Source organism: Pseudarthrobacter cremeus (genome assembly GCF_051857465.1).
Classification (GTDB): Bacteria; Actinomycetota; Actinomycetes; order Actinomycetales; family Micrococcaceae; genus Arthrobacter.
On the sequence record NZ_JBPZHC010000008.1, the window covers coordinates 143,295 to 163,735 of the forward strand.

Sequence of the window (20,441 nt, forward strand, 5' to 3'; positions counted from 1 at the left end):
CGCAGTGAATCAATAGATCGGCCGAGGCAAAGCGGCGTCGGCAAAGGCCAGCAGGGATACTGTTACGTTCAAATCCCGCCTTTTGTCGGGTTAACGACACCTCCACCTGGACGGAAGGTCCGTGGCCTATACACCTAGTCCGCAACCCGGCAGGATCGGCCCACGATGGACGGCCACAGTGCCTGTTATCAAAGACCGTAGAGGCGTAGCGTCTATCCAACAGGGTACGGCGGCGATCGAGGGTTCGACCTAGAGCCCGTACCGTCGCCCCGGTCTTAAGCCGTTTAAGGAGGCGGTGGTGGCTGGATGGAATGCTGACACGGCGGCGGGGCCCGTAGGCTTCGGTACGGTGACTTTGGTGGAGGGTTCATCCTTCTGTATTTCGTCGGCCAATGGAGACATCCACCCGGAACATCCGCACGGTGTCTTCCATGAGGACACCCGCATCCTGTCGCGCTGGACCCTGGCAATCAATGGGCAACCGCTGGAGGCGCTGACAGCCTCGACGAAAGAACCCTATCGGGCCTTGTTTATCGGCCGTGTTCCCCGCGCCGATGGGTACGCCGATAGCCCCCTGATCGTGGAGCGCCTGCGGGAAGTGGGTGCAGGGATCATGGAGGAGATCACCATCCGAAACTACTCATTGGACGAAACCGACTGTGTGGTCACCCTCCACGTAGAATCGGACTTCGCAGACCTCTTTGAAGTAAAAGAGGCACGTGTTCAGCGGCGTTGGGAGGAAATCCGCGAAACGGAGGGCGACTCGCTAACCATTGAGGCAGCGTGGCAGGACGTCCGCAAGGGCGTGGTCATTAATGCGAGTGGCGCAGACGTCACCCCGGAGGCTCTGACCTACCGGGTTGTCGTTCCGGCGCGCGGACACTGGAGCACCCAGCTGAACGTAGTGCCCACCGTCAAGGGCGCTGTCCGGGATGCACCGTTCGTTCGTCCGGCGCTAGGTGAGATATCTCCCAGCGACCGTCGCCGCCAAGAGTGGGTCGCGAAGATTCCCAAGCTGCATATGGGTAACCGCTCCATCGAGCGGACCCTGCGCCGCAGCTACGACGACTTGGGCGCCCTCCGGATCGAGGACCCCGCCCATCCGGAGCGCATCGTGGTGGCCGCCGGCGCACCGTGGTTCATGACGGTATTTGGCCGGGACTCGCTTTGGGCCTCGGAAATGGCACTACCGGTGGACCCATCGCTGGCACTCGGGACCTTGCAGACACTGGCTGACCGGCAAGGCCGCGTAGTGGATCCCATGAGTGAGGAAGAGCCTGGCAAGATCCTGCACGAGGTCAGGCTCGGCGTCGCCAGCGGGCTCTCCCTGGGCGGCAAGTCCGTCTACTACGGGAGCGTTGACGCGACGCCGCAATTCGTGATGACCCTCGCGTCCGTGAGCCGTTGGGGTTTTGCCAAGGACACCATCTCCGCGCTGCTGCCCCACGCCGACCGCGCACTGGATTGGATCCGGACATACGGTGACAAGGATGGTGACGGGTTTGTCGAGTATGAGCGGCTCAACGAGCAAGGCCTCATCAACCAAGGCTGGAAAGACTCCTGGGACGGCGTCAACTTCGCCGACGGGCGCCTGGCGGAGCCGCCCATCGCGCTCTGCGAAGTCCAGGCCCTGACCTACTCAGCGTTCTTGTCCCGGGCATGGATGGCGTACGACGCCGGTGAGCCGGCTTTGGCTGCCCGGCTCACCGACGAAGCGGCGCGGTTAAAGAGAAAGTTCAACGAAGAGTTCTGGATGCCTGACCGCGGCTACTTCGCCGTCGCCCTCGACGGCAAGAAACGGCAAGTCGACGCGTGCGCGTCCAACATGGGTCAATGTCTGTGGCACGGCATCATCGATGAAGATAAGGCCTCCCTGGTCGCCAAACGGCTCCTGTCCCCTGAAATGTTCAGCGGCTGGGGAGTGCGGACACTGGCAAGCGACATGGGCGCCTACAACCCCGCCAGTTACCACAACGGCTCCGTCTGGCCGCATGACAACGCGATCATCGCTGCCGGCCTGATGCGTTATGGCTACGTTGCCGAAGCACAACGAATCTCTACCGCCCTTTTCGAGGCCGCCGACTACACCGACGGCCGGCTGCCGGAACTGTTCTGCGGCTTCGGCCGCGACCAAGTCACCGAACCCGTGCCGTATCCGACGGCATGCTCCCCGCAGGCGTGGGCAGCAACCACACCGCTCATGCTGGTCACGAGCCTGATGCGGTACGACGCCCATATTTCCCGCGGCGGATTCTGGATGGATCCGGTGCTCCCGGAGTCATACGGCGACCTGCACATCACCAACGCGCCCATGGCGGCAGGCCGGATCACCATCGACATCACGGGTTCGGAACCTTCCGTGCAGGGATTGCCCGAAGGAATAGTCTTTCACCGCGAACACCGGCCATGGCTGACAGAAATGTTGGAGCAAGCCGGGCTGGGAAAGGAGGGCTAGCAAGCCCATCTTGAATGGACCGCCGGGGGTCTGTCTGAATAACGGTGTGTGGGGTCCGCCACCGGATGCACGCTTACCTTTCGTAGCGGGCTCCGATCGATGTCGGCATTCCACACCTTGCGCGCATCATCAAACAATGGATCCCCGGGCCGTATCACCGCGCTTTCCGGTGATGGACGCCGGACCGAATCAGTGCTCGCTGCGCCTGTCATGACTGACCTGACTTCCGCTATGCCGCGGGACGGGTGTCGTGTCTCACTACCCCGGTGAACTTACAAAATTGCGCTCCACGAACTGCCCCGCGATAACCGGTCTGCCGCCGTCACTATGTTCGCTGTCCGGGCTCAGGGTCGCGATGCCAGATCTTGCTGCGGGAATTGCGGTTTGACTGTCCCCGCTCGAAAGTTCGAGGCTGGCTGCCAGCCCCGAACCGATCGGCGCAGACCGCTACGAGCGAGACGAGAACGAACAGGCCAACCACCACATATCCGAGTCCGGTCAGATCGAAGCTTACGGGCGTCAGTGATGTTAGTTCCGCTGTCCCTATGCTCAGGGCCACGGAAGCGGAAAACCCCGTCAGCACGATGTTGTACTTCAGCCTTCGGCCCGGGCTGGAGAATGCCCTACCGTAGGCCACGTTCATGAACCACCCATCCAGGGTATCCAGCAGACACATGCCCGCGGCGAAGAGCGTGGGCAGGCTGAGGACGGCATACCAGGGAAGCGGCGTTGCCGCCGTGCCCACCGCCACGACCAGCAAAGTGACCTCCGTGGCGGTATCGAGCCCCAGGCCGAAAAGCAGCCCCACCACATACATCTGCCAGGGCCGGGTGATGCTCTGCAGTACCGGCCTCAGGACACGGGCCATCAGACCAGTGGGAGAAACCGCCGCAGGATCCACACCGTGGCCGCCGCGGACACCGCGGAAGTCCGTCACGACGCGCAGCAGGATGAGCACGTTGAGGGCCGCCAGGACATAAAGGAAAAGTCCTGAGATCACGGCGCCCGCGAATCCCAACATTTCGCGCAATGGCGATGCACGCTCCCCCACCACGCCGCCCAGGTACTGCGCTCCGGCGGCCAACAGCGCACACAAGCCGAAGACAACACTGGAATGGCCAAGCGAGAACCAGAAGCCGACCGATTGCGGCCGAAGGCCTTCGCCGAAGAGTTTACGGGTGGTGCAATCAATTGCCGCAATATGGTCGACGTCGAAAGCATGCCTCATGCCCAGCAGATACGCGCCAACCCCGATCCCCATACCGAAGACCTGCGTGGAGCTTATCTGCAGGTTCTGCGGGACAACGCCGAACAAGAGAACACCCCAGCCCACCGCATGCAATCCGATGACAGTCCCGGCCATGCCGGCGATGGAAGGCACTCGTTTGCGGTCCGCGGTGCCGCCGCGCTTGGACTGCTCGATCGAAACCGGGATGCCCATGACTCCCGTCAGCCCATCGGAGGTGTCAGCCCGTACCGGGCTATGATGTCCGGCAGCCAGGGCGGCTCGCCGAACTGAAGTCCGTATTCGGCGGCCATTTTGCCGATGACTTCGGGATCCGGCGGACCCGCTTCAAAGTGATCGGCCAATCCCCAGAAGAAATGCTCGAACCCGGCCGGGCTGATGATCTCGATCATTCGCGCGGGGACTTTTCCGGCATTCCACATCGTGTGGAGCTCCCCCCGCGGTTTCGTGATGTAGCCCCCTGCCCCGAGCACCGCCTCACGATCGCCGGACCGGAACCCTATCTCGCCTTCAATGACGATCGAGTACTCGTCCTCCCGCGTATGGGTATGCGGGGGGACCAGAGCCCCAACAGGGAACGGGTGCTCCACAATCGAAATCTGTTCATTGGTGTGCTCGCCGAAGAACTTAAAGACAACCCCGATCGTCCCGAGACTGCCCTCCCGCCCCTGGCCCGGCTGAACAACCGTCAGCCGCGGAGCTTTTCCAAGGTTCATGACAGACCACCCTTCACATTTCGGTATACAGTAGTGTGTATCGAAATAGTGCGCCCGGAAAGGATCCGTGTCAATACATTGAGTGAACATAATCGTTCATCCAAAAACCGGCGCTACGAGATGAGCAAACGGACCGAACAGATCAGCGGCACGCACCAGCGCATTATCGATGCGGCCGTGACCCTGCACGGCTCCGTCGGGCCGGCCCGCACCACCATCGCTGGCATCGCCGAGAAGGCCGGGGTCACCAGGCTGACGGTCTACCGACACTTCTCCGACGACGAGGCATTATTCTCTGCCTGCTCCTCGCACTGGCTCTCGCAACAGCAACTCCCCGACCCCGAGGAATGGTCCCGGCACACCGAACCCCACGAACGCCTGACCGTCGGCCTGTCCGACCTGTACCGGTTCTACCGTGACGGCGACGCCATGCTCGTGCGAATCTACCGGGACTGGGATTCGCTACCGCAAAAACACCGCTCAGACCTTGAATCCAGAAACACCCACTTCCGTGACGTCCTTCTCGAAGCGTTTCCCGAACGGAACAGGAACCCCCGGCTATCTGCCACCCTCAGCCACGGAATTTCGTTCTGGACATGGCGATCACTTTGCCATGACAACGGGCTCTCCAACGATGACGCCGTCGAAGTCATGTGCACCCTGATCACAACGGCAGTCGGCGTTAAGGAACGGCCCGACGCACCCACACTCGAGAACACAGGCGCTCGTAGACCGTGACCCCTGATGGTCCCGGGGCGTCGCCGGCAAGGGGTGACCGTTCACAAGATTCTGAAACCTGCGTACCGTGAACTTTATGGACGCTGTCATCCGGACTGTCGACCCATATAAGGACTTCAGCCGGGTCAAGGCTCTTTGCGGCCTCGACTTGGAAGCCCGTGCGGGCGAGATCCACGGTTTGCGTGGCCCCAACGGTGCGGGAAAGGCCAAAGCCCTTCGCATCCTGCTGGGCCTGGCACGGTCGTCGTCGGGCAGCGCGACGGCCGTCGGTCTGCAGCCGCGGGCGGACGCCGTCGAACGCCGCCGGCGCACCGCGAGTGTCCCCGGGGACGTGGCCATCCGGCCCAACCTCGCTGGCGGCGAGGCGATCGACCTCTTCTCACGCCTTCGCGGCGGCACCGCAGACCGCGGCGCCTACAGGCACCGCAAGACCCGCCTGTGCGAGTTGTCCGACTTGGACCCCTCCAAGAGGAACCGGGCGTACTCGAAGGGCAACCGGCAGAAGGTCGCGCTTATTGCGGCCCTCGCAACCGACGCTGAGCTGTACCTGCTCGACGAGCCCACGACCGGGCTCGACCCCCTCAGTGAGGCCGTCTTCAGGCACGAGATCCGCCGGCTCGTGCAGGAGAACGGCGCCACCGTGCTTCTCTCGAGCCAGATCCTGTCCGAGGTCGAGCAACTCGCGGTCAGAGTGCGCATCATCCGCGCCTGGCGCATCGTCGACGGCGGCACTCTCGACGCCCTGCGCCACCTCGCCCGCACCGAGGTCTTCTTCGCGGCCGACAGCGTCGACACCGGTGCCCTTGCGGACCTTTTCCAGGTGCACGACCTGACTGTCGCCGACGGCCGGGTCAAGTTCGGCGCGGACTCCAACCGCGTCCACGAAGTTCTCCCTCTATTGGGCACCCTCGGAGTCAAGGGCCTCCTCATCTCGCCGCCGTCGCTCGAGGAGCTCTTCCTCAGCCACTACGGCATGACGGCCGCTCCGCCCGTCGGCGAAGCCGGCAACGCCGCACGGCGCGACGGCGCCACTCGCCGCCGCCGTCATCGCGACGCAGAGCAGACGGGGACCTGAGATGAGCACGTTCCTGACCCTGTACCGGCAGCGGCTCCGCCGCGACCGGTGGCAGCTCGCCATCTGGGTCATCACGATCGGCCTGCTCGCGCTCCTGTCGGTCACGACGATCCTCAAGACCTATGGCGACGAGGCCTCCCGCGCCGAGGTCCTGCGGCTCGCGACTGCGACCCCCGCGATCCTCATGCTCCGAGGCCTCGTCCGCGGCGCCAGCGAAGGCGCATTCACATTCTTCGCGCTCTTCGCGTTTATTTCGCTTCTGGCCGGGTTCATGAGCACGTTCCTCGCCGTGCGGCACTCCCGAGCCGAGGAGGAATCCGGCCGCGCCGAGCTCGTCTCGGCGACCCCTGCGGGGCGCTGGACGCCGCTGGCCGCGACGGTCTTCCACGGGCTCGTCGCGAACGTCTTCATAGCCGTGGCGCTCTTCCTCGGGCTCACCTCGGGCGGGCTAGAACCGAGCGGGTCGCTCGTGGCCGGCGCGGCCGCGGGCTCCGTCGGGATCGCGTTCCTGGGCATCGGGCTGCTTTCGGCCGAGTTCATGAGCACCTCGCGCGGGGCCAACGGGATCGCCTCGGCGCTCGCTGCACTCGCCTACCTCCTGCGGGGCTTCGGCGACGCGACGGGCCAGGTCAGCCAGGACGGCCTCACGATCACAGCCGCGTGGCCGAGCTGGCTCTCGCCCATCGGCTGGGGCCAGCAGACCTTCGCCTACACGGGCAACCGGCTCTGGCCGATCACGCTGCCGCTCGCACTCGGAGCGGCGTGCATCGCCGCCGTCCTCGTCCTCATGTCACGGCGGGACGTCGGCGCAAGCGTCGTAGCGGGCCGGGCAAGCCGCGCCGACGCGCGGGCGAGTCTCCGCGGGCCCTTCTCGCTCGCGCTCAGGCTCCAGCAGGGTGCGATCATCGGCTGGTGCCTGGGCGGCCTCATGACCGGTCTCCTCGCAGGGGCTCTCGGGTCAGCGGTCCAGCACGCACTTAACGGCGCCCCATCAATTACGAGCGCCCTGCGCGCCATGATTCAGGCCCGGGGCACGTCCATGACCCAGCTCGTGATCTCGGTCCTGTTCGAATTCGCCGGGGTGCTCGCCGCGGCTTGCTGCCTCCAGGCAATCATCCGGCTGCGGCAAGAGGAAACGGCCGGCACGGCCGCGCTCGTCGTGGCGCAGCCGTTGAGCCGCGTCCACTTGCTCGCAAGCTTCCTGGCCCTGGGCGCAGTCTCGGTGGTGCTCGTCATGGCGTTCGCCGCCGTGGGCGCATGGGCGTCCCTCGCCGCATCAGGGGACACCTCGAGCGCCGTCACCGACGTGTGGCAGACCGCCGCCGACCAGATCCCCGCAGCCCTCATCTACCTCGCGCTGCCGGCGGCCGCGTTCGTCCTCTGGCCAGGTTCGACCATGCCGCTTGGCTGGGGGACGCTAATCCTGGGCGTGATGATCGGCCTCTACGGCGGCATGATCGGCTTGGACAAGAGCGTCCGCGACCTTTCGCCGTTCACCCATACACCAGTCCCCTCGCCCTCCGGCAGCGACTGGACCGGCGGTTTCTGGATGCTCGGCATCGCTGGGGCTCTCACGGCCGTTGCCCTCATCGCCATGCGGCGGCGGGAAATAGGGGACGCATAATGGACCGTAGAACCGACGTCCCGGGAACCTCCACGGTCTCTGCGGCAGTGAAGTGATGCATCGTGGCACACGAAGCCGGCGCGGACCCAACGTAGACCATTCACGGTCTCTGGAGGGACGGGAAAGCAATACGGCCAAAGTATCCTGATCTTTTCACGGGATACCCCCGGGGGCATCCCTGGGAAGTCCTCCGCCCCCACAACAAGATCTCGTATCCGGTGAAGGATTCCTCACCGGGACACCATAAGGTCATTGAACGCGCTCACAGAAGGCTGGCCATATTGCGCCCTTGTAGCCCTCAAACGGTCGCGACGTAATCTAATGCCAGGAGCGAGTTCTGTTCGACCAAATTGTCGAGACCGATTTCGGACAATTCGACCTCACTTGGACCGGGAGGGCTTCGACGGAGATTTCGATCGCTTCTTCGCCGGTCAGACCAACAGATTGGTCGGCGCCTCCGACCCCAACGTCCTGTATGTGAACTTAGCCCGCCGTGCAGGCGGATCACCCATGCGCATCGGTGTACTGGAAGCCAAGCCCAGGGCCGACGCCGATGCCCCATGGGTGGACGTCGTCGCGGTGTCAGCGCAAAGGGACGAGGTCGAGGAAGGGAAGGTGAGTTCTCCGATCACTCTGTCGACTACTGTCTCCTGCAGATGTGGCCGCACCCCCGCAGCCAGACGCGGTGCTGCGCACCGGGAGCGAGGACGCCAAATACTGGCATCGCTGGGTAGGCCACCGTCGATAATCGCGCAGCCTTACCCAACGCCGAATGACTCGCGTACCGCTGCTTCCTTAGCTTCCGACGATCAGCCCCTGGAACATGCAGGAGGTCCGCTGAAGAATCCCCTTGCGGGCTGCACCAAGCGCCAAATAGCGCCGTGAAGAAGCCGCCATTTACCGCCGAAAGTCACACGAAATTTTTTCGTGTCATTTTCAGAAAGCAACTGCACAAACTGTCAGAAGCCCTCTGAACCGTCCCGGGAATCATGCCGCCTTTTTGGTGGCGGCGTCGTCTGATAATGAGCCGATTAGTAGATCGTAGTAGGTCTGTTCAGGAAGGGGTGACGCCTGCGGGGTTGGGGCCGGAAGAAAGCCAGCTGCACGAGGCAGCGCGACCAGCTGCAATGGCTTTCCGGTGTGCGGTGACGCCGTTGAAAGATTGGGGAAACGTCTACCTAACCCCCCTCTAGCCTCCCCTATTTGGCTCCGCTGCGGCGCAGGGTGTGGCGTGCCGACTTACAGTGTTTGCTTCGGGAGGTTATGGAATAGCCCCGTGTCACCGACTCAGCGAGGACACCCTTATGCGTCTTCTACGCCTTTTCATCGCTTTGCTACTCGTGGCGGCCGTCACTGTCGCCCTCCCCCTCCCGGCACAGGCAGCCGATGTCGGCGTGCCAGGACCGTCATACGCAGGCGACGGCGTGAAAACCCCGACTGCGGACAAGGCCCAAAGCAAGCTCTGGTTCCAGGATGGGAGCTGGTGGGGGCTGTTGTGGAGCGCGTCCGCAAACGCGACGAAGATCCACCGACTCGACACCGCCACACAGGCGTGGCAGGAGACGCAAACGGTTGTTGACGCACGGGCGAGTGCGCGCGGTGACGCGCTCTGGGACGCAAAGGACGGCAAGCTCTACGTCGTGTCGGGCACGACTGTGCTCTCGGAGTGGAACTCGCCACCATCCCAGACGGCGGTGACCTCCGGGTCCGCAGCGCTTCACCGCTTCAGCTACAACGCGTCGACGACGACATACTCAGAAGACGCCGGATTCCCCGTCACCCTCCACAGCGGGAGCACGGAATCGATTACGGTGGCCAAAGACTCCCTCGGCACGCTATGGGTCACCTACACCGTCGTCTCGGCCGACAACAGCAACCGTGTCTACGTCAACCACTCGACGATGAGCGATACGGCGTGGGCGACTCCGTTCGTCCTGCCGACAACCAACGCCCAGGTGCACCACGACGATATCTCCGCAGTCACGTCGTTCCAGGGCGACAAGATCGGAATCATGTGGAGCAATCAGCGGCCGGAGCATAAGAAGTTTTACCTTGCCGTCCACCAGGACGGTCAGCCCGAGAACTCGTGGCAGACCGAGGTCGCTTACGGGGGAGGAATCAACTGCACCGGGGGATGCGCGAACGACCATCTAAACCTCAGGCAATTGACAAGCGACGGCAGCGGCCGCCTCTTTGCAGCGATAAAGACGGCCGCTCAGCAAGTCGGTCAAACGTTTGTGGCGCTCCTGGTGAGGGATAGTAAGGCCCACTGGACCAGCGCGCAGTTCGGCGCTGTGGAGGATCTCCACACCCGGCCCATGGTCATGATCGACGAGGAGCACCGTCAGGTCTGGATGTTCGCGGTCGCGCCTGAGGAGGGCGGCACCGTCTTTTACAAGAAGGCGCCGCTTGACAACATTGCCTTCCCGCCCGGCGCCGGTACGCCAATCATCAGCAGCAGTACCGACACGGACATCAACGACCCCACATCAACGAAACAAAACGTGAACAGTCAGACCGGTTTGGTGGTGTTGGCGGCCTCGAGGAGCAACGCCCGGTACTGGCACGCCCACATAGATCTTACGGACCAGTCCACACCGCCGGGTGGTGGGGATACGACGGCGCCGACGGTGACCGCTGTGTCGCCCGACGACCAGGCGGCCGGGCTGGCGGTGAACACGAATGCGACCGCGACCTTCTCCGAGGCGATGGACGCGGCCACCATTAACGACACCACCGTGACATTGAAGAACGCTGCCGGGGCTGCTGTGGCGGCCGGGGTGACCTACGACGCCACCAGCCGGGTGGTCACCCTGAACCCGAACACGGATCTGGCTGCCTCCACGGCCTACAACGCGTCCATTGGTACCGGACTGAAGGACGCCAACGGGAATGCGCTGGCCACGGCCAAGACGTGGAGCTTCACCACCGCCGCCGCCACTGCAGGCGGAACGACCGAGACGATCACCGTTGAGGCGCTCGAGGACAGCTATGTCTCCAGTGGTGCCACCACGACCGACTACGGCTCGGCCACGGTGCTGGGGGTCGATTTCGGCATCCCCACCGAGATCAGCTATCTGAAGTTCGACCTTGGGTCTTACACAGGTAAGACGATCATGGAGGCCAAGCTGCAGCTCGGGGTAACCAACGGCTCGACGGGCAGCCAGCGAGTCAAGCTGGTCTCGGACGACAACTGGACCGAGAGCGCTATTCGCTACAACTCTCGCCCGCCACTCGGAACCCTGGTAGGGACGTTGACCGGTGCAACCATCGCCGCTACCTACAGCGTCACCCTCGACCGGGAGGCATTGAAAGCGGAATTGGGCCAGAAGCTGTCGCTGGCGGTGGACTCCTCCAGCGGCGACGGGCTGGACTTCGCCTCCAGCGAGAACACCACCACCGCCAACAGGCCCAAACTCATCCTCACCCTTAGCGCGGAGGCCTCGGGCGGTGGTGGGGATACGACGGCGCCGACGGTGACCGCTGTGTCGCCCGACGACCAGGCGGCCGGGCTGGCGGTGAACACGAATGTGACCGCGACCTTCTCCGAGGCGATGGACGCGGCCACCATTAACGACACCACCGTGACATTGAAGAACGCTGCCGGGGCTGCTGTGGCGGCCGGGGTGACCTACGACGCCACCAGCCGGGTGGTCACCCTGAACCCGAACACGGATCTGGCTGCCTCCACGGCCTACAACGCGTCCATTGGTACCGGAGTGAAGGACGCCAACGGGAATGCGCTGGCCACGGCCAAGACGTGGAGCTTCACCACCGCCGCCGCCACTGCAGGCGGAACGACCGAGACGATCACCGTTGAGGCGCTCGAGGACAGCTATGTCTCCAGTGGTGCCACCACGACCGACTACGGCTCGGCCACGGTGCTGGGGGTCGATTTCGGCATCCCCACCGAGATCAGCTATCTGAAGTTCGACCTTGGGTCTTACACAGGTAAGACGATCATGGAGGCCAAGCTGCAGCTCGGGGTAACCAACGGCTCGACGGGCAGCCAGCGAGTCAAGCTGGTCTCGGACGACAACTGGACCGAGAGCGCTATTCGCTACAACTCTCGCCCGCCACTCGGAACCCTGGTAGGGACGTTGACCGGTGCAACCATCGCCGCTACCTACAGCGTCACCCTCGACCGGGAGGCATTGAAAGCGGAATTGGGCCAGAAGCTGTCGCTGGCGGTGGACTCCTCCAGCAGCGACGGGCTGGACTTCGCCTCCAGCGAGAACACCACCACCGCCAACAGGCCCAAACTCATCCTCACCCTGACCTCCCCCTAGGGCGTGACGGCTGATTGGAAAACTTGAGTGCGTGGCTCGTTTCCAGATTTTGACCGATGATCAGTGGGCCCGCGTTGAGCCGTTGCTGCCTAGCTCCGACGGCCAGCGCGGCCGCCCGTTCCGGAACCACCGACAGGTCGTCGAGGGCATCGCTTACCGGTACCGGTCCGGGATCGTGTGGCGGAACCTGCCGGACGGCGGCGGCGTAGCTGGTGCTGTCCCGTGAACCAGTCAGTGCCGCGCACCGAGACGCGGCGTGGATCCCGTTGCTGTGACTGCCCGTACCAGAGGACCCCAGGGGCATCCGAAAGGTCTTTCGGGCCTGTGACCCACTCGCCTGGTTCTTCAAACCGGACGTCACTTCCCTGCTGAAGGGCCTGGCCTACGGGCAGCGGGCAGGGACGTTCGACTTCATCCCGCGCGTCTTCGGGGACGGACCCGCAGCGAGGTGTCCTGGCGGATCTCGGAGCACTACCCATTGTGGTGCGAGTTCAAACTGGTCTGACGCGGAAAACCCCGCCCACGGCAGTTGGTGCCGGGGGCGGGGTTTGAACGGGGCCTAGTCTTTGCGGCCCGGCAAAACGAGGAGGGCGTCTCCGACCGGGCGTTCACCGGTTGCGTCGGACGGGGAGTTGACGACCTGGCCGTCCTGGACCATGGTGGTTGATCCGCCGCCGTCGAGGTTGATCGCATTGACCATGCCCAGCGAGCGGGCCACATCGGCGGATTCCTTGATGCTCAGCCCGAGGGACGTCATCTGCCGCCCGTCGGCGGTGACCAGGAGGGTGCGACCCTGGGCGTCAACGCCTGCAATGGTGCGCGGGTTGCGCTTGTGCACCCACCCGTAGAAGAAGGAGTTGCTGTCTCCTGTGCGGACCATGCCGTCGCGCTTGGCGGTCACGTTGAGCTCGCCGTTTTGGACGAGTGTCGGTCCGCCGTTGACCACGTCGGTGGTGGCGCCGGTCTTCAGGGGCTTCCCGCCTTCGTTGAGAAGATCCGTATTCACCGTCAGCTTAGAGCCGGGCTTGGCCAGGGCCGCCAGCGTGTCAACGTCGGTGCCGATGGCCTGCAGGGTGTGGCCGCCGGCCGGGACAGCGGTGCCCCGGGCACTGTTAACGGCCGTAACCGTGCCGTGGGCGTCGAGGACGGCTTCAAGTCCGGGACCGGACGGTGTCGTGGCGCCGAACTCCGGGGTGAAGGCGACGATCTCGTTCGCGTCGGTGCAGGTGAAGTCGTGCAGCGGCAGGTTCGTCGGAGTGTCGTCCGTGCCGCCGCAGTTGCGGATGAGGCCCGGCACGCGGTTCAAACCGTCCAGGGGAAGCTCGGCCGTGTTGCCGGGGGCAGTGACTGTGCCGTGCCAGTGCAGCCGCTGGACGGAGGTCTCGTTCTTGGCGCCGATGACAAGGGAGGGCCGGTCCCCGACGGGTTCGCTGAGGACTTTGCCGTCCTGCACCGCAGCGCCTGCGGGATCGCCCGGAGCTCCGGCCGCAGGGTCCATGACGAAGTAGCCGCCGTTGGTCGCAGCCAGGGCGCCGGAGGCAGCCGCAAGCTGGCTGGTCTTTTCCCGGTCTTCAAGGTTGGGGCCGAAGGAGGACGTCAGGTCGCCGCGGAATTCTTTGGGGTCGATGGTGAGGACCTCCAGCTTCCAGGGCCCGTGGTCGTTCTCGCTGGAGCCTTCGTCGCCGTCCCAGCCGGTGTAGATCACGGAGGACTTATAACCGGCCGCCTTGATCTGGGCGACAGTGGCGGCGCCGTCGGGTTTGGACGTGAAGTTCCCGGCACGCACGCGATAGCCGAGGTCCCCTCCGGCGTCGGCCAGCTGCGGTGACTGGACATGCTCGACGCGTGCAGCAACGCCTGCGGCGTTCAGCTTATCGGCGACTTCCTGCGCCTTTGCCTGGGTGGACAGCGCTGACGCGGGGGCGTCCGGATCCGGGGAGATGGACGGAACGGCAACCTCGGCGGTCCAGAAGAAGTCCTGGTTGGGGGTTCCACGAGTGATGGAGGTGCGCGTGAGGCCGGGGGCCAGGGTGGTGACGGTGCGGGACTCCGGCAGACCGGGAGCGCCCAGGTCGAGGTTGGCGGACGGGTCCGGGGTGACGGCAGCAGCCTGGTGTGCAGTGTCGGGCGCCGCTGTGGAAGCGCCGGCGGGGGCAAGGAATGCTATCGGCAGCGCCACGGCCATTGCGGTGATGGAAGCTCTGCGGAAGCGATGATTGGGTGTGATCATAGCCGCGACCCTACGGTGCCGGCGGACGCGAATTCCAACGCACACGCCGCAGTTCACGGTGCCTTCACCACCTGTTCACCGCAGATCCCACAATCGCTTCGGTGTTGTCGGCGTAGGGCGATAAGAGATTTCGAACGAAGTCTTTTCGCCTAAAGGCTATGTGTCCGGACCCGGCACTGACACTATGGAAATTGTTGATGACTGGATTTTCGTCCTATATGATAAGGGGGTCATTGTGGTCCGATGCAAAGTGGACACGGACGGCTTCCGAAGGGTGCGGGGTGCCTGAGGATCGGCGAGGCTTGCGGTCGCAAGGCGGAGTGCTGCCGGGAACTTTGGGCACGTGGCTGCTGGTAGCGATCGGCCTCGAAACAGGTGTAGCAGTGTCGATCAGTGTCCCTCATCTTTTTGGGCACGAACCGTGGGTGTTTCTTGAAGGGTCCTTGTGGATTCTGTATGTTTTCGCTTTGTTTCTGGTGCCGGTGGTCCTCTTTGCAGCATGTGTCCTTGTACGTCAGCAGCTGCGGGAGCGGGCGGCCGCGGGACGGGCAGCCCGCTTGATGGATACTTTACTGGCCACGAGCCGGGAGTGGCTGTGGATGACCGGGAACGACGGGCGGTTCACGTTCTCCAGTCCAGCTTGCCTGGAGTTGACTGGATATGTACCCGCCGAATTGCTGGGCCGGCATATCAGCATGGTGATCGAACCCTCAGTTCTGGCCGCCGCAATGCAAAACAAGGCAGGCATGGAAGGGGCAGACGGGGCGTGGTCCGGGCTGGTAACGGTATGCCGGCGGAAGGACGGGACGTCCGTTGTCGTGGAGGTCTCCGGCCGACCCCTGCAGGTCAGCGCCGGACATGAGAGCGGTTTCGAAGGCACTACCCGGGTCCTGGGCGCCGGGGTTGCCGCCCATACGACCGCCCACGAGGTCAGGCAGCGGGTAGAAGCGATGCTCGCCGACCGGACATTGCTGACAGCGTTCCAACCCATCAGGGCCTTGGATACCGGGGCAGTGATCGGGGCCGAAGCGCTCACCCGCTTTCTGAGTTCCTCAGGAATCTCCCCGGAAGCGTGGTTCACCGAGGCGGACTCAGTCGGGCTTGGCGTGGACCTTGAGCTCCTGGCACTCAGAACGGCACTGACAGCCGCCACGAGTCTGCCGTCGTCCATCTACGTTGCGGTTAACGTTTCGCCCACTGTCTGCGTTGATCCCAGGCTCGGAGAAGTCCTGGAGGGCTCCGGGATCCCGGCACGGCGAGTGGTGCTGGAGGTGACGGAACGGCACCCGGTGTCGGACTATGGCCCACTTGCCGCGGCACTGTCCGGTCTGCGGCGCCGAGGTGTCAGGATCGCTGTTGATGACGCCGGGGCCGGATTCGCGTCAATGCGCCACATCCTGCAGCTCAAGCCCGACCTGATCAAACTGGACCGGGACATCGTCGCAGGCATCGATTCAGACCAGGGACAGCGCGCCCTGGGAGCGGCGATGGTCGGGTTCGCTGAGCAGATCGGTGCCGTTCTCATTGCAGAAGGAATCGAAACCGACGCGGAGCTGGAGGCCGTGACGGATCTGGGCATGCACGCAGGGCAGGGATACCTCCTTGGCCGGCCAGCGGTGATACCGGAAGACTGGACGCATTGGCCGGAAGCACCGGCACTGCCGAAACCGTCAACGCAGACAGGCGAAGCCCCAACCGGTTGAGCAGGTTTGTCAGGGTATCCTTGGCGAACCGAGTAGTGATCAATCCTTGGGGCAAAATTTCCTCTATCCAAGCATCATTAGCGAACAGCTCGGACGCCCCCTCGAACGTGCGGGCGATTTCAAAAAACGCACCATCAGCAACAGCTGCGTCCGGGCGCCGCCGACAAGATCATCAGCGGTGGATTGCGCAGGGGAAACGCTAATCCGGCCGCCTCGGTCACCCCGGTAATTGGCTCCTGTTCTTAGTACTGCCCTGTGCGGATGTTTTGTGCGATGTACGGAAAATAGGGACTGTTGGTGTCCATGGGCGGGGGAGATTTCCGGCCTGAGAACCAGTCACTGACGATCTGGGCTTGCTCTTCGAGATTGAAATCACCGTACGGCTGCCCGGCCGCCCCATACGTATAGGGGTTGCCGCCCCCGGCTTCGCAGATCTTGCTCGCCAAGGCGTCAGCGAGGAGGGCAAGGTCCATCGGTGTGTGGGCGATCTGCCAGGCATGGGTCAGTTCATGGATGAAGACCTCCCCGTAGGACCGTGAGCCGCTGGCTACCTCGTACTGACGCGGGTCATCGAAGCTGTCCGGCCCCATGTTGATGGTGATTTTTCCGTCGAAACGAGGGAAGGTGAAGGCGCGGTTCCCGGCGCCGATCGTGTCCGTGAGCACCAAGCGGTCCCTTGGTGGCAGTTTTCCGGCAAATACTTGGTTGTTGGCCCAGTCATATTCGTCTCCCGTCAGTTCCCGGGTCCGGCTGCCCGCCGAGGCGATTCCTTCCGCTGCGAGGGCGAGCAGCGTGTTCGAGGGGCCGGCCAGCCAAAGTACCCCTTCAACCACACGTGCCCCAGGCACCAGCGAGCCGGTGCTGATCAGGGAGCCGACCTCCACACCAACGAAAACGATCAGGCCTATCGCGGACCCCAGTGGGGTGGACCCGACCACCCAGCGTGTCAGGAAACTGATTGCGCTCTCTAACGCAGAACCAATGTCGCTGGAGTAGTCCGTTCTGAATTGGAAATCCCCGGTAGCGAAACCGCGGTAATGAGCCTTGAGGATGGGCTGCAATGGGTAATGGTCTTCCCAGTCGTGATCCCGTGAACCTGCGGTGATCGTCCCGCCCACGTGGCCTTGATGGGCGAAGGCAATTACCCGGCCGCCGCGGTCCCCCAACATCGCGCTGATGCCGAAGTCGTAGCCGTCGGCGCCGCTGTCATGGGCGTGACCTCTCCAGACGGAGGTCCCATCGTCGAATATGGTTACTTTCCCCCAGCCACCGAGTGCCGCAAGTCCACCGCTACTAATCTGGCCGCTGAAGGTTTTCTGATGTGCCTCATCCAGCAACACCCAGTTGTCGTTGATCCCGGACCACTCGGCGCCGTTGAACCACCAGGACGTGTAGACGCGCCCGTCATTACCGACGACGAAGAGGTCCAGATTGTTCCCCGTACGCGCCACCGCCGAGACAACCGCGCCGGGCGGAAAGAACCCGCCCAACGGACGCCAGTCAGACCAGCCGTCGGCGGAGTTCCACCACATAGTCCAGACACGGCCGTCGTCGTGGACGGTGAAAAGATCCATCTGATCGGGATTGCGGCTGACCGAACTAACAATTCCAGAAACCATGACCATTCCAATCCTTAAGAAAGATGAGTCAATCTAAGGCCGGCGTATTCAAAGACCCGGCGAGACGGAACTAAGAGCAGATTCCACTTGGCGAACGGCAACATGAAGAGGAGCCGGGCTCATAGCCGATGCCTACTGTCCATGCGCAGGGAACGACTGTCACGTTATTAGGTAAGCCGAAGTTGCGGGTGCAATCCTCCCAGCCAATTTTCCGGACATTGCCGCCGAAATTCTTGCAGGAACGAAACTGAACCACACGATTTCAGGCTGGCACGGAAAATTGCCGCGGCGCGAAATGCGGTTTTTTATAAACTCACAAGAGCCCTCTATCTGGCAGGAGGATTAGCCTCGCCATTGGATACGTTGCTCCCAGTCAGCAAGCCTGTCAAGGCACGGCGCTGAATCAATAAGGCGCCGGAGAGTTGCCATTGAAGGAGGCGTTAGAAATTGCGGCGGACGTGGAGCGTGTCCTCCGAAATCAAGGCCTCGAGAGCCGTGGGTACGTCGACAACGCCATCGTCTGGGAGACTGCACTCAGATAAGTCCCAGGGACAAAGGCGAGGGGTCCCTTGGCCGAAGAGACGCTTCAGCCAACGCCGCGTGGATGGTGGGAAAGGCCCATGCGGTGGGCTTCTTTGTAGCTAAGGCAGCGGCCGCCACTGCAACATACCACCGCGGGTTTTCTGGAGCAGCCCGGTTTCTGGTCCTACCTGATTATCGCGGTGGGGACTAATTTCGCTCTCCAGCTGACTTTGCCTCTGCTTATTGCCCACCGAGAGTGAAACGAGAAGCGCTGGACGCCGAAAGGGCATCGTTGAATGTGGTATTCGATGCAAGCCGTTGCCCCCTGGCCTTCAGCCTCGAGTATACCGGGAGGGAGAATGAACCTCGGATCTTTTCAGTTCAGCACGGTGGTCACCGGTTCTGTTATGGGAAGCCCTTTGACCCCCTCCGGCCCGTGCTTTATCTGCCTGCTCGACGCGCGACCAGGTAGGGTTCACACACCCATGTAGTGGTGGTTAGGTTGCCCCGAAATGTAGAAGGCCGACGACATTGAATGCAGTAACGATATCTCGTTACTGCACTCAATCCGGCCCGCCAGATTATGCCCTCCAAAGTGACGCTCACTCCGAGTTATCGCGCCATGCCATGGCTGCGCGATTCCCCGACCTCTGGAGAGTCGTGGCAATCGACGAGCCCGGCGCAACCCGGACGCGCATAATTGCCGAAGCTCCGATTGAATAGCGGTTGGCCGGGGCTTCGGTTCATTATGGGTGCCTGGATCTTGGAATTTCCTGTGAAGACGCGATGGACGATACCGGGATCGGCGTGGGGACCGCCCCTCCTCAGTTCGATGGGCGTCTATGGTCCGGCAGTTGCCAGAGCCGCGAAAGGTCGTCGGGGAACGAGAATCTCAGGGAACTGATGAGCCGTTTGAGAGTGGCGAATTCCTGCGACTGGAGGTAGTGCCGCCCATCTTCAGCTGATGAGAACGTGCGAGCATAGCTGGATCTGGATGCTGTAGCGGAATGGCCCCGGGTGTCGAGTCTGAGGACATCACCGAATCTGAGGATCAACAGTGGTGACTCCGGTACACGTTCAGAATCCCCGCAGGCGTTCCCGCCTGACGTCCGCTGCACGAGTCCGAAGGATCCCCTGGTTTCTTTTTCGGTTGTTAGCCCATACGAGAATCCGGACGCGAGGTTAGGATCCAACAGTTCTGCGCCTGTGGTGACGTTGGTTTGCTGCAATATCAGTTCGGGTTCCCAGGAGAGGGGGCACGCTGGTGGGTCCGGCGATGGACCCACGTAGAGCATGGCAACGGGCAAGGAGTTTTCGTCAAACACAGTAGCGTTCAGTCCGGGATACCCAGCCGAGGGCTCTAGGCGGTGCACGCTCCAAACGACCGGCAGCTCGATGCTTGCTTCAATCGTGCTGGAGGCATCGGCCCAGGGGGTGACCAAGGAAGCGGTTCGCCATTCGATGGATGAGGCGGACGGGAAGCCCACTCCGGTTGCGGCGCTGCCCGCGGGGCGACCACCGCCGACGTTGTCCTCCTGTTGCTTCGACGGCGCCGTACGTGCGACAGCGACGCCCCATCCTCCTGCGGCCAACAGCGTGAACGCCAGGACGGCGTGCATGAATTTCCTCCCAAGGCCTCCTCGGCAGGACCGGTTCGTCGACAAACCGGGCCCAAGCGTTTCGAAACCATCGGAGGCCACCTTGGTACCGGCGTCGATGGTAAACAACGGCGATTGGAGGCGCGGCACCGCATCAGAAATCTGTTGCTCAAGCGGTTTCATCGGTACTGCCTGCCAGGATGTAGCCGAGCCGCTGGGCCCGGCGGTCCGCGTGCCTGTAGGCCTTGTCCAGGAGCGCTCCTGCGCGCCTCATGGAGCAACCCAGGTAATCAGCGAGTTCGCCCATGCTGAGTTGGTCCCAGTAGACGAGCCTCAGCACTTCCCGTTCCACAGGGCGGAGGGACGCGATGATCCCGGCGATGGATTCCTGCTGTGCCACCTCGTTGTCCCTCTCCCGGATGGCTGCGGCCGCCGGGCGTGATGACGCGGCCAGAAGTACTCCAAAGGGGACGTCGATTCCTGCCTGTGATTGGCTCAGTGCCCAGCGGAGCGCGTCCGTGGCAAGTACTTGCGCGTAGTCGGCATCACCAGTCCTGCGGGCCAGGAACAAACTGATTCTGTCGAAGACTGCTGGAAAGTCACCTGTTTGGCTGGGCATGGCCCCG

13 protein-coding genes are annotated in these 20,441 nt (G+C 63.2%); 7 read left to right on the forward strand and 6 right to left on the reverse strand.

The genetic code is table 11. The annotated features are described in order from the left end of the window. Nucleotides 1-298 precede the first annotated feature (298 nt). Nucleotides 299-2,455, forward strand: coding sequence for an amylo-alpha-1,6-glucosidase (locus tag ACS5PJ_RS15660; RefSeq protein ID WP_439435788.1), 2,157 nt, complete (start codon nt 299-301; stop codon nt 2,453-2,455). A gap of 325 nt (nt 2,456-2,780) precedes the next feature. Here ACS5PJ_RS15660 and ACS5PJ_RS15665 read toward each other — a convergent pair whose 3' ends face one another. After that, nucleotides 2,781-3,896: a HoxN/HupN/NixA family nickel/cobalt transporter gene (locus ACS5PJ_RS15665; protein WP_439435789.1), complete on the reverse strand. Its 1,116-nt coding sequence runs from the start codon at nt 3,894-3,896 to the stop codon at nt 2,781-2,783. Between the two features lie 8 nt (nt 3,897-3,904). Beyond that, nucleotides 3,905-4,417, reverse strand: a complete 513-nt coding sequence (locus ACS5PJ_RS15670; protein ID WP_439435790.1) for a cupin domain-containing protein — start codon at nt 4,415-4,417, stop codon at nt 3,905-3,907. Between the two features lie 120 nt (nt 4,418-4,537). On the opposite strand from ACS5PJ_RS15670, the gene ACS5PJ_RS15675 reads away from it, so the two are divergent. The 5 genes from ACS5PJ_RS15675 (at nt 4,538) to ACS5PJ_RS15695 (ending at nt 12,369) form a co-directional block, all read left to right on the forward strand. Further along, nucleotides 4,538-5,155 carry a TetR/AcrR family transcriptional regulator gene (locus tag ACS5PJ_RS15675; RefSeq protein WP_439435791.1) on the forward strand — a complete coding sequence of 206 codons (618 nt, stop codon included), beginning with the start codon at nt 4,538-4,540 and terminating at the stop codon, nt 5,153-5,155. A 76-nt stretch (nt 5,156-5,231) separates the two neighbouring features. Then, complete coding sequence (locus ACS5PJ_RS15680) at nt 5,232-6,230, forward strand: ABC transporter ATP-binding protein (RefSeq protein ID WP_439435792.1); 999 nt, start codon at nt 5,232-5,234, stop codon at nt 6,228-6,230. 1 nt (nt 6,231) lies between these two features. Next, nucleotides 6,232-7,854, forward strand: a complete 1,623-nt coding sequence (locus ACS5PJ_RS15685) for an ABC transporter permease (RefSeq protein WP_439435793.1) — start codon at nt 6,232-6,234, stop codon at nt 7,852-7,854. A 1,304-nt stretch (nt 7,855-9,158) separates the two neighbouring features. Beyond that, complete coding sequence (locus ACS5PJ_RS15690) at nt 9,159-12,143, forward strand: Ig-like domain-containing protein (RefSeq protein ID WP_439435794.1); 2,985 nt, start codon at nt 9,159-9,161, stop codon at nt 12,141-12,143. Nucleotides 12,144-12,174: 31 nt separating this feature from the next. Then, nucleotides 12,175-12,369, forward strand: coding sequence for a transposase (locus ACS5PJ_RS15695; RefSeq protein ID WP_439435795.1), 195 nt, complete (start codon nt 12,175-12,177; stop codon nt 12,367-12,369). A 333-nt stretch (nt 12,370-12,702) separates the two neighbouring features. Here the strand turns inward: ACS5PJ_RS15695 and ACS5PJ_RS15700 are convergent, their stop codons facing one another. Then, a complete protein-coding gene (locus tag ACS5PJ_RS15700; RefSeq protein ID WP_439435796.1) occupies nt 12,703-14,373 on the reverse strand; it encodes a phosphodiester glycosidase family protein in 1,671 nt (556 codons plus the stop codon). Between the two features lie 560 nt (nt 14,374-14,933). Between ACS5PJ_RS15700 and ACS5PJ_RS15705 the strand changes: the two genes are divergently transcribed. After that, nucleotides 14,934-16,076, forward strand: a complete 1,143-nt coding sequence (locus tag ACS5PJ_RS15705) for a sensor domain-containing phosphodiesterase (protein WP_439435797.1) — start codon at nt 14,934-14,936, stop codon at nt 16,074-16,076. Between the two features lie 242 nt (nt 16,077-16,318). Here ACS5PJ_RS15705 and ACS5PJ_RS15710 read toward each other — a convergent pair whose 3' ends face one another. From ACS5PJ_RS15710 to ACS5PJ_RS15720, 3 genes are all read right to left on the reverse strand, one after another. Further along, the gene (locus ACS5PJ_RS15710; RefSeq protein ID WP_439435798.1) at nt 16,319-17,650 is read right to left on the reverse strand and encodes a PLL family lectin; all 1,332 of its coding nucleotides are present in this window, start codon (nt 17,648-17,650) and stop codon (nt 16,319-16,321) included. 1,391 nt (nt 17,651-19,041) lie between these two features. Then, nucleotides 19,042-19,998, reverse strand: coding sequence for a hypothetical protein (locus ACS5PJ_RS15715; RefSeq protein ID WP_439435799.1), 957 nt, complete (start codon nt 19,996-19,998; stop codon nt 19,042-19,044). Beyond that, nucleotides 19,985-20,434: a sigma factor-like helix-turn-helix DNA-binding protein gene (locus ACS5PJ_RS15720; protein ID WP_439435800.1), complete on the reverse strand. Its 450-nt coding sequence runs from the start codon at nt 20,432-20,434 to the stop codon at nt 19,985-19,987. Before ACS5PJ_RS15720 ends, ACS5PJ_RS15715 begins: the two co-directional genes overlap by 14 nt. Nucleotides 20,435-20,441 lie beyond the last annotated feature (7 nt).

Coding starts and splice junctions, on each gene's coding strand:
- ACS5PJ_RS15665 (WP_439435789.1), bottom strand. CDS start 3,896: ATGGGCATCCCGGTTTCGATCGAGCAGTCCAAGCGCGGCGGCACCGCG.
- ACS5PJ_RS15670 (WP_439435790.1), bottom strand. CDS start 4,417: ATGAACCTTGGAAAAGCTCCGCGGCTGACGGTTGTTCAGCCGGGCCAG.
- ACS5PJ_RS15675 (WP_439435791.1), top strand. CDS start 4,538: ATGAGCAAACGGACCGAACAGATCAGCGGCACGCACCAGCGCATTATC.
- ACS5PJ_RS15680 (WP_439435792.1), top strand. CDS start 5,232: ATGGACGCTGTCATCCGGACTGTCGACCCATATAAGGACTTCAGCCGG.
- ACS5PJ_RS15685 (WP_439435793.1), top strand. CDS start 6,232: ATGAGCACGTTCCTGACCCTGTACCGGCAGCGGCTCCGCCGCGACCGG.
- ACS5PJ_RS15690 (WP_439435794.1), top strand. CDS start 9,159: ATGCGTCTTCTACGCCTTTTCATCGCTTTGCTACTCGTGGCGGCCGTC.
- ACS5PJ_RS15700 (WP_439435796.1), bottom strand. CDS start 14,373: ATGATCACACCCAATCATCGCTTCCGCAGAGCTTCCATCACCGCAATG.
- ACS5PJ_RS15705 (WP_439435797.1), top strand. CDS start 14,934: ATGGATACTTTACTGGCCACGAGCCGGGAGTGGCTGTGGATGACCGGG.
- ACS5PJ_RS15710 (WP_439435798.1), bottom strand. CDS start 17,650: ATGGATCTTTTCACCGTCCACGACGACGGCCGTGTCTGGACTATGTGG.
- ACS5PJ_RS15715 (WP_439435799.1), bottom strand. CDS start 19,998: ATGAAACCGCTTGAGCAACAGATTTCTGATGCGGTGCCGCGCCTCCAA.
- ACS5PJ_RS15720 (WP_439435800.1), bottom strand. CDS start 20,434: ATGCCCAGCCAAACAGGTGACTTTCCAGCAGTCTTCGACAGAATCAGT.